Origin of the sequence: Mycobacterium sp., assembly GCF_050701675.1 — a bacterium.
Classification (GTDB): Bacteria; Actinomycetota; Actinomycetes; order Mycobacteriales; family Mycobacteriaceae; genus Mycobacterium.
This window is the reverse complement of the sequence record NZ_JBOGDD010001306.1, coordinates 1-12,235: the sequence shown is the minus strand read 5'-3', so window position 1 is coordinate 12,235 and position 12,235 is coordinate 1. Positions and strand designations below refer to the sequence as shown.

The window sequence follows — 12,235 nt, the reverse complement described above, 5'->3', positions numbered from 1 at the left end:
GATCCAGAGGACAAGAACATTCGGATCGCGCCGACATTCCCGTCGACACCCGACCTGAACGAGGCGATCGATGGTCTCGCGACGTGCGCACTGCTCTCCGCCACCGAGGCCCTGCTCGCGGGTGACTAGGGCGCCACGCGTCGGGGAGCGTGGGTAGCCTGCTTCCGTGGCTCTCTACCGCAAGTACCGACCCGCCTCCTTCGCCGAAGTGGTCGGGCAGGAGCACGTCACCGAGCCACTGTCGACCGCGCTGGAGTCGGGACGCATCAACCATGCCTACCTCTTCTCCGGCCCCCGTGGCTGCGGCAAGACGTCCTCGGCGCGCATCCTGGCCCGTTCGCTGAACTGCGAGCGGGGCCCCACCGCGACGCCGTGCGGGGTCTGCGACTCCTGCGTGGCGCTCGCCCCGAACGGCCCTGGCAACCTCGACGTCACCGAGCTCGACGCCGCCAGCCACAACGGCGTCGACGATGCCCGTGAACTGCGTGACCGGGCGTTCTACGCCCCCGCCCAGTCGCGATACCGCATCTTCATCGTCGACGAGGCGCACATGGTCACGCCTCAGGCGTTCAATGCGCTGCTCAAGATCGTGGAGGAGCCGCCGGAGCACCTCATCTTCGTGTTTGCGACGACCGAGCCCGACAAGGTGTTGATGACCATCCGGTCGCGCACCCACCACTACCCGTTCCGGCTGCTCGCCCCGAAGGCGATGCGTGGGCTGCTCGAACGCATCTGCGCGCAGGAGGACGTCACCGTCGACGACGCGGTGTACCCGCTGGTGATCCGCGCCGGCGGCGGTTCCCCCCGCGACACCCTCTCCGTACTCGACCAGCTGTTGGCCGGCTCGGAGGGCAACCGTGTCGACTACGGCCGGGCGCTGTCCCTGCTGGGCGCCACCGACCTCGCGCTGATCGACGCCTCGGTCGACGCGCTCGCGGCCGGTGACGCCTCGGCACTCTTCGGAGCGGTCGAGTCGCTCATCGATGCCGGCCACGACCCGCGCCGTTTCGCCACCGACCTGCTCGAGCGGTTCCGCGACCTCATCGTGCTGCAGGCCGTGCCCGATGCCGCGACCCGCGGGGTCGTCGACGCACCCGAGGACGTGCTGGAGCGGATGCGCGACCAGGCCGCCCGGCTGGGCACCGCGACGTTGACCCGCTACGCCGAGGTCGTGCACGCGGGTCTCGGTGAGATGCGGGGCGCCACGGCCCCGCGACTGCTGCTCGAGGTGGTGTGTGCGCGCCTGCTCCTCCCGTCGGCGAGCGACACCGAAGCTGCTCTGCTGCAACGGATCGAGCGCATCGAGACCCGGATGAACGTGTCGATTCCGGCAGGGGAGGCATCGCAGGCCGTTTCCTCCGTCGAGCCTGCGCCCGCGCCGTCCAAGCAGTTCACCCGCAGGAGTTCCTCGCCCGAGCCGGCCGAACCGGTCGTCGCACCGCCCGCCGTCGCACCGCCCGCCGTCGCACCGCCCGCCGAACGGCCTGCGCCCACGCCCGTCGCGTCGGTGCCTGCTCCGCAGCCGCCGCCCCCCGTCGAGCCTGCGCCGCCTCCCGTCGCCACGTCCCCGCCACCGGCCGAGCCCGTGGCATCGGATCAGCCCGACGCGGCAGCGGTGCGCACCATGTGGACGACGGTCAGGGAAAAGGTGCGCGAGCGCCGACGTCCCACCGACGTCATGCTCGACGGCGCCATCGTCCTTGCGGTCGAGGGTGACACCCTGGTGCTGAGCCACGTCTCGGCGCCGCTCGCGGCGCGGCTGAACGAGGCGCGCAACGTCGAGATCATCAGGGACGCGCTGAAGGATGCCCTCGGGGTGAACTGGAACATCCGGTGCGAGGCTGGATCTCCGACGGCTGCCGCGCCCGCCGCGCGTTCTGCGCAGCCCTCTGCGTCACCCACTCCGGCCCCGCCCGAGGAGGACGACGAGGAGAGCATGCTCGCCCAGGCCGTTCACGAGGAGGTCGGACCACGCCGCGACCCCGAGGAGGTCGCACTCGAGCTACTGCAGAGCGAGCTGGGCGCCCGCCGGATCGAGGGAGGCTAGGCCGTCCACCACGGCCGCAGCGGCAGTCCGCCGTCGCCGCCCTTGTTGTTGAGCTTGACCGCCAGAACCTGGTGCAGCTGAACGACGTTCGTCTCGAAGCCCAGCCGGGAGCCGGCCATGTACAGGCCCCACACCTTGGCGGTGGGCAGGCCGACTTCCTCGACCGCCTCGTCCCAGTGCTCGACGAGGTTGTGGCACCAGTCCCGCAGCGTCATCGCGTAGTGGTGGCGCAGGTTCTCTTCGTGCACCACCTCGAGGCCAACGTCCTGAGCCTCGGTGATGATGCGGCCCGACCCGGTGAGCTCCCCGTCGGGGAACACGTAGCGATCGATGAAACCGCCCGCCGTCGCCGCGGCGCGGTTGTCCGGCCGGGTGATGCAGTGGTTGAGAAGCAGAGCGCCAGTGCGCATCTTGGACTTGAGGAAGCGGAAGTACGACGGGTAGTTGTGCACCCCGATGTGCTCGGTCAGCCCGATCGAGGACACCGCGTCGAACCCGGACTCGCGGACGTCGCGGTAGTCACCGTGACGGACCTCGGCCAGATGGGACAGGCCCTCCTCGGCAATGGCGTTCTGCGCCCACGCCGCCTGCTCCTTCGACAGCGTGACACCGATGGCCTTCACGCCGTGACGCGCGGCGTAGCGCACCATGCTGCCCCAGCCGCAACCCACGTCGAGCAGGCGGTCGCCGGGCTGCAGGCGCAGCTTCTCGAATACCAGTCGGTACTTGTTGTCCTGCGCCTCCTCAAGGCTGGCATCCACGTCGGGATAGGCCGCGCAGGTGTAGGTCATCGAAGGGCCGAGCACGTATTCGTAGAACGTGTTCGACACGTCGTAGTGGTGATGGATGGCATCGGCATCGCGAGACTTGCTGTGCCGCACTCCTTCCACGACGCGACGCCAGCGTGGCAGCGCCTCCTGCGGCGGCGGGGCGATCGGCCGAAGATGCTCGAAGCCGATCGATCGAACGATGTTGGCGAGCACCCGCGCCGACGGCCGCTTGAAGTCGAGATTGTCAGCCAGTGCGCGCAGCAGCTCGTACGGATCACCGGGGTGAACGCCGTGCGGCACGACGTCACCGGAGACGTAGGCACGGGCCAGGCCCAATTCGCCGGGTGAGGTGGCCAGGTAGGTGGTGCCACGCGGGGTAAGCAGATCGAGGCCGATCGCGGCGTCCTCGGGACCCGCCGAGCTGCCGTCGTATGCGGTGAACTTCAGCGGGAGATCGTTGCCCGAGGCGAGCAACTCGAGGATCTCGGCGAGCGTGAGCTTGCCAGTCGTCGCTTGAGCCGAATCTTCCTTGTACGTCGTCATGGTCTTCTCCTCTTCGCGCAAGCGCTCATCAGCCTTGTCTTCCTCGCGCAAGCGCTCATCAGCGTCTCCCCACTGCCTTCGCATACAAATCAAGCAGACGTGAGTCTGGGTCGTAGGCCTTCTTGACCGTGTTGTAGGTCTCGCCGCCGTAGAGCGCGCTGAACTCCTCGGGCGAGTAGTAGGCGTCGGAGTACAGGGACTTGTGGCCGTCGAGCTCGCTGACCTTCTCCTCGATCAGGCGGTTCGTTTCGCCCTCTGACGCGCCGGCCGGCACCGATGACCAGAAGCCTATGTTGACGTAGGTCTGATGCCCGGCAATGGGGTAGAGCGGCCAGGTTGTGTCGTCGCGCAGCCGAAGCGGGCACAGCCACAGCGGTTCGATCGGCACGTTTTCGCCGAACCAATCCAAGAACTCGGCGGTGCGCCCGATCGGCACCTCGATGTCCTGCACCACGCGTTCCAGTGGGGGCCTGCCGTTGCGCTTCTCGATGCGGTCGGCGATGTCGAAGCGGCGGTCGTACGCGATCAGCTTCCAGTAGAAACTGCTGCGCCGGAAGCGCCGTGGCCAGAACCGCCTGATCGTCGGGTTCTGAGCACCGAACGCCCGCGAGCACCAGAACCAGTCGGTGTCCCAGCGCCACAGGTAGTCGTGGATGGTCAGCCGGTCGTGCTTCTCGCCGCTCGCGTGTTGGATCGACCGGTAATAGACGTCCTGGCCGGTGTAGTCGCTCACGGGGCCTGGCGTCGACGTCCGCACGCCGAGGCACAGGTAGGACTCGTCGGCGCTGAACACCACACCGTCGAGGTAGTCGACCGGTGAGCCGTCGATACCGCCCGTCTCGACGATCCTGTCCATGGTGGCGACCATCTCCGGCAGCGACGTGAACCGCAGGTGCCGCAGCGTCACGAACGGCTTCACCGGCTCGAGCTCGATCTTCAAGCGAACCGAATAGCCCAGGGTGCCATAGGAATTCGGGAACGCCCGAAACAGGTCGGCGTGCTGGTCGGGAGTTGCCGTCACGATCTCACCGGACCCGGTGAGGATGTCCATCTCGAGCACCGACTCGTGGGGCAGGCCGTTGCGGAAGGACGCCGACTCGATGCCGAGCCCCGTCACCGCGCCGCCGAGGGTGATGGTCTTCAGCTGCGGCACCACCAACGGCGACAACCCGTACGGCAGCGTGGCGGCGACCAGGTCCTCGTAGGTACACATACCCGCGACGTCCGCGGTGCGGGCATCGGGATCGACGGAGATGACCCCCGTCAGACCGGACACGTCCAGACCCTTGGCCGTCGCCTTCTCGCGGGCGCGAAAGAGATTCGACGTGGGTTTGGCCAGTCGCACGGTGGCGTTCGGCGGGATGGCGCGGTAGCTCGCCAGCAGTCTCTCCACGCCTGCCGCGTGGGCCGACTGCGCTTGGATCCGTGCAACAGTCACACATATACGCTAGACCCCGGTTGCACCCGATGCGACCGCACCGACACGGGATCACTTCCGTTCATCCCCCTATCTAGGAGCCTTCACCGATGGGACAGGTCAGCGCCTCAAGCACTGTTCTGATCAACGCCGACCCGGATGCCGTCCTCACGGCGGTCGCGGACTATCAGACGGTTCGCCCGAAGATCCTGTCCTCGCACTACAGCGGGTATCAGGTCCTCGAGGGCGGGCAGGGTGCGGGCACCGTCGCCACGTGGAAGCTGCAGGCCACCGAATCCCGCGTCCGGGACGTCAAGGCCAGCGTCGACGTAGCTGGACACACGGTGATCGAAAAGGACGCCAACTCGACGATGGTGACCAACTGGACCGTCGCTCCCGCCGGACCCGGCTCGTCGGTCACGGTCAAGACCGCTTGGCAGGGCGCGGGCGGCGTCAAGGGCTTCTTCGAGAAGACGTTCGCCCCGTTGGGTCTGCGCAAGATCCAGGCCGAGGTGCTCGAAAACCTCAGGAAGCAGGTCGAGGGCAGCTAGGCGACGGCTCGCGGGGGCCTGGTCGCCAGGTAGCCTGCGATTCCCCGCACGACGGCGTCGGCGTACTTCTGCCGCCCATCGGGGCTTTCGATCAGTGCTGAATCCGCAGGGTTCTTCATGTTGCCCATCTCGACCAGAATCGACGGGTACTGGGCCAGATTCAGCCCGGTGAGGTCGGAGCGCGGGTACAGTCCGCCCTGGCCGATGTAGTTGGCGGGTATCAGGCCTGCGGCCTGCAACTGATCTCGCATGGTCTTGGCGAACTGGACCGAAGGTCCCGACTGCGCGGCGTTGAGCGGCGGGGACGAGTAGTTGACGTGGAAGCCGCGGCCGGTGGCCGGGCCGCCGTCGGCGTGGATCGACACGATGGCGTCCGGCTTCAGCGCGTTGGCCATCGCGGCCCGCTCGTCCACGCACGGCCCGAGCCCGGTGTCGTCACCGCGCGACATCGCCGTGCGCACCCCCAACTGCGTCAGTTCCGCGCGGATGCGCAGCACCGTCTCCCAGTTGAACGTGTGCTCGGGATAGCCGTCGTTGGTCGACGTCCCGCTGGCCTGGCAATCCTTCGTGCCGCCCCGGCCCGTGGGGACCTGTTTGCTGATGGACGCGTCGTTGGCGCCGTTGTGTCCGGGATCGAGGAATACGATCATCCCGGCGATGTTGGCAGGGGCGGCAACGGCGGCCGGGACCTCGATGGGTCCGGCGGACGCTGCGACGATGAGGCCGACAGCCAGAGCGGCGCCGACACGCAGGCAGGCAGGTACGTGCACGGCGCCAAGGTAGCCCGGCGGGCGTCTAGGCTTGAAGGGCAAAACGCCACGTTCGGACGACAGCAATCAAGTCGAGACCAACCTGGTACCAACACGCAAGGGGACCGTATGCAGCCCGGCCAACCGCCCGACATGTCGGCGCTCCTTGCGCAGGCTCAACAGGTCCAACAGCAGCTGATGGAGGCACAGGAAACCCTCGCCGTCGCGGAGGTGCACGGCCAGGCCGGCGGCGGCCTGGTTCAGGTGACGATGAAGGGCAGTGGCGAGGTGATCAGCGTCGCGATCGACCCGAAGGTCGTCGACCCGGATGACGTCGAGACGCTGCAGGATCTGGTCGTCGGAGCCATCCAGGACGCGGCCCGTCAGGTCACCCTGATGGCGCAGAGCAAGCTGGGCCCGCTTGCCGGCGGCCTCGGCGGCCTGAACATTCCGGGGCTCTGACTTGTTCGAGGGGCCGGTCCAGGATCTGATCGACGAACTGGGCAAGCTGCCGGGTATCGGGCCGAAGAGCGCGCAGCGCATCGCCTTTCACCTGCTGTCCGTCGAGCCGCCCGACATCGACCGGTTGACCGCAGTGCTTGGCAAGGTCCGCGACGGCGTGAAGTTCTGTTCGGTGTGCGGCAACGTCTCCGATGACGACCGCTGTCGCATCTGCTCGGACCCCCGCCGGGACGCCTCACTTGTCTGTGTCGTCGAGGAGCCCAAGGACGTTCAGGCCGTCGAGCGCACGCGGGAGTTCCGCGGCCGCTATCACGTGCTGGGCGGCGCGCTGGACCCGCTATCCGGCGTCGGGCCCGAGCAGTTGCGAATTCGTGAGCTGCTCAACAGAATTGGCGAACGAGTCGACGGCGTCGACGTCGCCGAGGTGATCATCGCCACCGACCCCAACACCGAGGGCGAGGCGACGGCGACGTACCTGGTGCGCATGCTGCGCGACATTCCCGGGCTGTCCGTGACGCGCATCGCCTCGGGCCTGCCGATGGGTGGGGACCTGGAGTTCGCCGACGAACTGACACTGGGACGCGCTCTGACCGGCCGCAGGGCCATGGCCTAGGTTGGCGAGCATGCCGGACGAGGAGTTCAAGGTCGAGGTCGAGCTCGGTGACGAGGAGCATCACCTTTCATTCTGGAAGCGGCTGCGGTCGCTTGACGTGGACGACGAGGCGCGCAAGCGGCTCGGCAGCCGGGTGACGGTAACGCGGGACGGCAACAGGATCCAGCTCTACACGCACAGCCTGCAGGACGCCCGCGAGGCCGAGCGCAACGTTCGTGAGCTCGTCCAGGCCGACGGCATCACCGCCGAATACACCACCAGCCGGTGGAATGCGGATGCGCAGGGGTGGGTCGACGCAGGCGATGGCCACGCCGTCACTGACGACGCACCGGATGTCCCCGTTCCCGACCCGAGCTACGTCATCCTCGAGGCCTACAAGCCGGAGTTCCTCCGCGACCTCGGGCTGTAGTCCCGCGAGAGTGCAACGGCGCAGGTTGCCACTCGCACTTCTGCTGCGCCATTGCACTGTCGGCTTGTCGGTTCACGTCGGCAGGATCTGGCCATGGGGGAGCCATTTCGGGGCAGTGAAGCACTTGCCAACGGTGACGTGAGTCGTCATGAACTCCGGCGTTTGTATCGGCGCTTGTTACCCGACGTGTACATCGACAAGAGGCAGCAACCTACGTTGCGCGATCGCACGATGGCGGCGTGGCTGTGGTCCAAGCGCAAGGCGGTGGTCGCGGGCGCCGCTGCATCGGCGCTTCATTTCGCGGAGTGGGTCGATGCGACCACGCCGATCGAACTCATCGGGGACGTCAAGCGTCCTCCGCGTGGACTCATCGTGCGCAACGAGTCGAGCTTCGCCGACGAGGTGACGACGGTCGCGGGCATCAGTGTGACCACCGTTGCGCGCACCGCGTTCGACTTGGGAAGGCACGGGAACAGAGGCGAGGCAATCGCCCGACTCGACGCACTCAAGCGTGCGACGGGATTCAGGGACGTCGACGTGCTCGCGTTGATGACAAGGCACCAGGGGGCGCGGGGACTTGCGGCGTTGCGGATGGCCTTGCCGCTAGTGGATGGCGGAGCGATGTCACCGAAGGAGACGTGGTTGCGACTCCTCCTCATCGACGCCGGACTGCCCAAGCCCGCGACGCAGATCCGAGTGATCGACGACGGGCGGCTAGTGCGAACACTGGACTTGTGTTGGGAGGACTATCGCGTCGGCGCCGAGTACGACGGCGACCAGCACCGCACCGATCGGTTGCAGTACGCGAAGGACGTGAAGGTGAAGCGCAAACTGGCGTCGATGCAATGGAACGTCACGTACGTCATCAAGGAGGACCGGCCCGACGAGATCGTCGCGAGCGTTCGCAACGCGTTGTTGGCACGCGGCTGGCGAGCTCCCTAGCTGCTCGAAAGTGCAACCACGCAGGAGTGCACTCGCAATTTCTCTGCGTGAGTGCACCTTCGGACACGGGCCCTAGACGCGGCGTGGCGCGGCGAGCCGTTCCCGTCGCAGCTGCTCTACCTCCGCCAGCTCGATGGGCGCCAGTTCGCCGACGACGCGGGACAGCAGGTGGTCGGCCAGCTGGGGATTGCGCGCCAGGCACGGACCGTGCAGGTAGGTGGCGACGACACTGCCCTGCACCGCGCCGTCGACGCCGTCACCGTCGCGGTTGCCCGCCCCGCTGACGACCTTGGCGAGCGGCTCGGCGGCCGGGCCCAAAACCGTTCCGCCGCGATGGTTCTCGAAGCCGGTGAGACGCTGGTCGAGGCCGGGCGGCAACGGCTGGGACACCACTTCGCCGATGGTCCGCTTCGGCTGTGGCGACGTGGTCACGTCGAGCACTCCGACACCGTCGACCCGCTCCCCGGACGAGGTCTCGTACCAGTGGCCGAGCACTTGAATCGCCGCGCAGATCGCCAGCACCGGAGCGCCACGCTCGGCCGCCCGTTGCAGGCCCGGATACCGGATCAGGTGTTTGGTCGCCAGCCGTTGGGCGTAGTCCTCCGCCCCGCCGAGCGTGTAGAGGTCCAGCGAGTCCGGCACCGGATCGCCCAGTGTGATCTCGACGATCTCGGCGTCGAAACGCCTCAGCCGCAACCGCTGTCGCAGGACGACGGCGTTGCCTCCGTCGCCGTAGGTGCCCATGACGTCGGGCAATACCAGCCCGATCCGGATGGTCGACTCACGCATTGGGCAGCCGCCGGTTGAGTTGCAGGAACGCCGTGTAGTTCGCGATCACCTCGACGTGCCCGGGCGGGCACGACGCGATGGCCTTGACGGTGTCGTGCACCAAGGTGTGGCCGACGCCCGCGTACCCGAGGCGGACCGCGAGGTCGGTGCCCCGTTCACCCGCCGCCACGACGGCCGTGTCGTCGAAGTGCTCGAAGCGGACGTCCCACAGCCAGGACAGGTCTTCGCCGTCGGGAACCTGTCCGTTGACGGCGATCACGACGCCCGCGCTGTGCTTGTCGACCATCGACAAGGCCTCCTGCCAGCCCGCCGGATTCTTGGCAAGCAGTACGCGAGCGGTGTGCTGACCCAACCGCACGGTCCGGTAGCGGCCCGCCACCTCGTCGACGCCGGACACCGCGGCCACCGCAGCGGCGGGATCGGCACCGAGCGCGACCGCGGCGGCGATCGCCTGGGTGGCGTTGCCCCGGTTGACCGCGCCGGGCAGCGCCAGGGTCATCGGCAGGACCAGGCCGTCCGGCCCGTAGACGTTGTCGTCGTCGTAGGACCATTGCGGCGTCGGCCGCTGGAAATCGGTGCCCGTCGAGTACCAGTGCGACTGCTCGCGCACGATGATCTCGCCACTGCGCGGGCAGCTCACCGAGTCGTTGGCCCAGCTGCCGCCTGCGGCCACCCACACCACGTCGGGCCTGTCGTAGGCCGCCGACGTCATGAGCACGTCGTCGCAGTTGGCCACGACCACGGCGCCCGGATGGCGCGCCAGCCCGTCGCGCAGCGTCCGTTCGATGTGATTGATCTCGCCAACGCGGTCGAGTTGGTCGCGGGACAGGTTGAGCAGGACGACGACGGCGGCTTGCACAGCATCCAAGACGTGCGGCACGTGCATCTCGTCGACTTCAAGGGCGGCCAGCTCTGCCTTCGGCGCACCGGCGAGGGCAGCGACGAGGCCCGCGTCCATGTTGGCGCCTTCGGCATTGGTGGCGACGGGACCGATGGTGGCGAGCGCGGCGGCGGTCATCCTGGTGGTGGTCGACTTGCCATTGGTGCCGGTCACGACGACGGTGCGGCGGCCGGCCCCGACCTGGCTCAGGATCGAGCGGTCCAGCTTCATGGAGACGAGGCCGCCGATCATGGCCCCCGCGCCGCGGCCGGTGACGCGCGACGCCCAACGTGCCGCCGCGCCCGTACCGAGCGCGATCCGTCCACGAGCGGTAACCATCCCCGGCAGTCTAGGAGGGCCAAAGTCGACGGGCGACACGCGGCGGCCCTTGTCCAGCCTTGGCCGAGAATGTCCGAGCACCGTGTCATCCTCGAATCGTGAGCCAAACGTTCGGCCGACCAGCCACCGAGCCCGGTTCGGGCTGGGCGGTGGTCGACGTCGAGACCACGGGCTTCCACCCGCGGCAGGCTCGCGTCGTCAGCGTCGCGGCCCTGGCCCTTGGTGACGACGGCAACGTCGAGGGCAGTTTCTCCAGCCTGCTCAACCCCGGAGTCGACCCCGGCCCCACCCACGTCCACGGGCTGACCACCGAGATGTTGGAGGGCCAGCCGACGTTCGGCGACGTCGTCGGCGAGCTGAACGGCGTGCTCGAAGGTCGCACGATGGTGGCGCACAACGTGGGCTTCGACTACGCGTTCCTGGCCGCCGAAGCCGAACTCGTCGGAGCCGAGCTGCCCGTCGACACCGTGATGTGCACGGTGGAGCTGTCACGCCGACTGGCGCTTGGCATCGAGAACCTCCGGCTGGAGACACTCGCTGCGCATTGGGGAGTCACCCAGATGCGCCCTCACGACGCTCTGGACGACGCCCTGGTCCTTGCACAGATCTTGAAGCCGGCGCTCGCCGGTGCCCACGACCGCAAGGCGTGGTTGCCGGTGCGCCCGGTCAAGAGGCGGTGCTGGCCCAACGGGCACGTGACCCACGAGGAGCTGCTGCCGCTGAAGTCGGTCGCGGCGCGGCTGCCGTGCGACTTCCAGAACCCTGGCCGGTTCGTGGCGGGCAGACCCCTGGTGCAGGGCATGCGGGTGGCGTTGTCATCGGAGGTGACGCACACCTACGAGGAACTCATCGAGCGAATTCTGCACGCCGGTCTGGCGTACGCCGACACCGTCGATCAGCAGACGTCATTGGTGATCTGTGACGAGCTGGAGCCAGGACAGGGGCGTGGCTATCAGGCCGGTGAGATGGGAGTTCCGTTGCTCAGAGATGCGGACTTCATGGCGCTGGTGGCGGGCATCGTGGGCGGCACCGGAGTCGAGGACTTCACCGACGCGACCCTGAGCGGCGACCAATTCACCTTGTTCTAGAACCTCAGCTGCGCGACGGTGACCGCCGTACCGCACCATCGGCCGGGTGCGCGATGGCGAGTAGCGCGTGCGCGGGATGGTCGTCCACCAGGAGCCATCGGTGGCGAATCGCGGCAGGGTGGCCCAGTAGGTCGCCCTGATGCAGTCGCACGATCGGATGTCCCTCGACCTCGACGTCGAGGACGCCGCTCACCAGGTACAGCGCGAGATCGCCTGCCAACTCGAACCATTCCTCGAGGTACTGACCGGGCTCGATGCGGTACTCGATGATCTCGAGCGGGTTGCCCGGTTGCATGAGCAGGGCGCGGCCCGCTGCCGCGTCGGGTCGGTTCGCCACGGGGATCGTGCGTCCCTCGTCAGCCCGGACGACGGTCACCTGCGATGTGGGTGAGGCGGGAAGCAGCGCGCCAGGCAGCACGTCGAGCGCTTCCGCAAGCCGGTAGGTCGTGACCATGGATGGCGCGCTGACGCCACGCTCGATCTGGCTGAGGAACGGCTGACTGACGCCGGAGCGCCGGGCGAGTTCACGCATCGATAGCCCTGACTTCTCACGCAGCCTCTTCACCGTCAGCCCGATCATCGCATTCAGCGTGGAGTCGTCCGCGTGCTGTGCCATTTAACGCCTCGGTTACGTTG

14 protein-coding genes are annotated in these 12,235 nt (G+C 67.8%); 8 read left to right on the top strand and 6 right to left on the bottom strand.

Features of this window, described 5'->3' with window-relative positions; translation table 11 throughout:
- A partial coding sequence (locus ACRDUX_RS40280; protein ID WP_526423058.1) for a hypothetical protein occupies positions 1-129 on the top strand: 129 nt, incomplete at its 5' end.
- 37 nt (positions 130-166) lie between these two features.
- The gene (locus tag ACRDUX_RS40275; RefSeq protein ID WP_526423054.1) at positions 167-2,047 is read left to right on the top strand and encodes a DNA polymerase III subunits gamma/tau; all 1,881 of its coding nucleotides are present in this window, start codon (positions 167-169) and stop codon (positions 2,045-2,047) included.
- Here ACRDUX_RS40275 and ACRDUX_RS40270 read toward each other — a convergent pair.
- Both ACRDUX_RS40270 and ACRDUX_RS40265 read right to left on the bottom strand, forming a co-directional pair.
- Positions 2,044-3,360 carry an SAM-dependent methyltransferase gene (locus tag ACRDUX_RS40270; protein ID WP_526423052.1) on the bottom strand — a complete coding sequence of 439 codons (1,317 nt, stop codon included), beginning with the start codon at positions 3,358-3,360 and terminating at the stop codon, positions 2,044-2,046. The two genes, ACRDUX_RS40275 and ACRDUX_RS40270, sit on opposite strands and share 4 nt — an antisense overlap.
- Positions 3,361-3,418: 58 nt before the next feature.
- Complete coding sequence (locus ACRDUX_RS40265; RefSeq protein WP_526423050.1) at positions 3,419-4,798, bottom strand: FAD-binding oxidoreductase; 1,380 nt, start codon at positions 4,796-4,798, stop codon at positions 3,419-3,421.
- Positions 4,799-4,887: 89 nt separating this feature from the next.
- Between ACRDUX_RS40265 and ACRDUX_RS40260 the strand changes: the two genes are divergently transcribed.
- On the top strand, positions 4,888-5,328 hold the full coding sequence (locus ACRDUX_RS40260) for an SRPBCC family protein (protein WP_526423048.1): 441 nt from the start codon (positions 4,888-4,890) through the stop codon (positions 5,326-5,328).
- Here ACRDUX_RS40260 and ACRDUX_RS40255 read toward each other — a convergent pair.
- Positions 5,325-6,098 (bottom strand): Rv3717 family N-acetylmuramoyl-L-alanine amidase, encoded by a 774-nt coding sequence (locus ACRDUX_RS40255; protein ID WP_526423046.1) that lies wholly within the window; start codon positions 6,096-6,098, stop codon positions 5,325-5,327. The genes ACRDUX_RS40260 and ACRDUX_RS40255 overlap by 4 nt on opposite strands.
- A gap of 108 nt (positions 6,099-6,206) precedes the next feature.
- On the opposite strand from ACRDUX_RS40255, the gene ACRDUX_RS40250 reads away from it, so the two are divergent.
- The 4 genes from ACRDUX_RS40250 (at position 6,207) to ACRDUX_RS40235 (ending at position 8,503) form a co-directional block, all read left to right on the top strand.
- Positions 6,207-6,539 carry a YbaB/EbfC family nucleoid-associated protein gene (locus ACRDUX_RS40250; protein ID WP_526423044.1) on the top strand — a complete coding sequence of 111 codons (333 nt, stop codon included), beginning with the start codon at positions 6,207-6,209 and terminating at the stop codon, positions 6,537-6,539.
- A gap of 1 nt (position 6,540) precedes the next feature.
- A complete protein-coding gene (gene recR, locus ACRDUX_RS40245; protein ID WP_526423042.1) occupies positions 6,541-7,152 on the top strand; it encodes a recombination mediator RecR in 612 nt (203 codons plus the stop codon).
- Positions 7,153-7,162: 10 nt separating this feature from the next.
- Positions 7,163-7,561 carry a hypothetical protein gene (locus tag ACRDUX_RS40240; RefSeq protein ID WP_526423040.1) on the top strand — a complete coding sequence of 133 codons (399 nt, stop codon included), beginning with the start codon at positions 7,163-7,165 and terminating at the stop codon, positions 7,559-7,561.
- Between the two features lie 93 nt (positions 7,562-7,654).
- The gene (locus ACRDUX_RS40235) at positions 7,655-8,503 is read left to right on the top strand and encodes a type IV toxin-antitoxin system AbiEi family antitoxin (protein ID WP_526423038.1); all 849 of its coding nucleotides are present in this window, start codon (positions 7,655-7,657) and stop codon (positions 8,501-8,503) included.
- Between the two features lie 72 nt (positions 8,504-8,575).
- Here the strand turns inward: ACRDUX_RS40235 and ACRDUX_RS40230 are convergent, their stop codons facing one another.
- Together ACRDUX_RS40230 and ACRDUX_RS40225 are read right to left on the bottom strand one after the other, a co-directional pair.
- The gene (locus ACRDUX_RS40230; protein ID WP_526423036.1) at positions 8,576-9,292 is read right to left on the bottom strand and encodes a type 1 glutamine amidotransferase; all 717 of its coding nucleotides are present in this window, start codon (positions 9,290-9,292) and stop codon (positions 8,576-8,578) included.
- A complete protein-coding gene (locus tag ACRDUX_RS40225) occupies positions 9,285-10,511 on the bottom strand; it encodes a MurT ligase domain-containing protein (protein ID WP_526423034.1) in 1,227 nt (408 codons plus the stop codon). The genes ACRDUX_RS40230 and ACRDUX_RS40225 overlap by 8 nt, the downstream gene beginning before the upstream one ends.
- Positions 10,512-10,606: 95 nt before the next feature.
- Between ACRDUX_RS40225 and ACRDUX_RS40220 the strand changes: the two genes are divergently transcribed.
- A complete protein-coding gene (locus tag ACRDUX_RS40220; protein ID WP_526423056.1) occupies positions 10,607-11,599 on the top strand; it encodes a DEDDh family exonuclease in 993 nt (330 codons plus the stop codon).
- 4 nt (positions 11,600-11,603) lie between these two features.
- Here the strand turns inward: ACRDUX_RS40220 and relB are convergent, their stop codons facing one another.
- Complete coding sequence (relB, locus tag ACRDUX_RS40215) at positions 11,604-12,215, bottom strand: type II toxin-antitoxin system RelB family anti-toxin (RefSeq protein ID WP_526423032.1); 612 nt, start codon at positions 12,213-12,215, stop codon at positions 11,604-11,606.
- Positions 12,216-12,235: the final 20 nt, after the last annotated feature.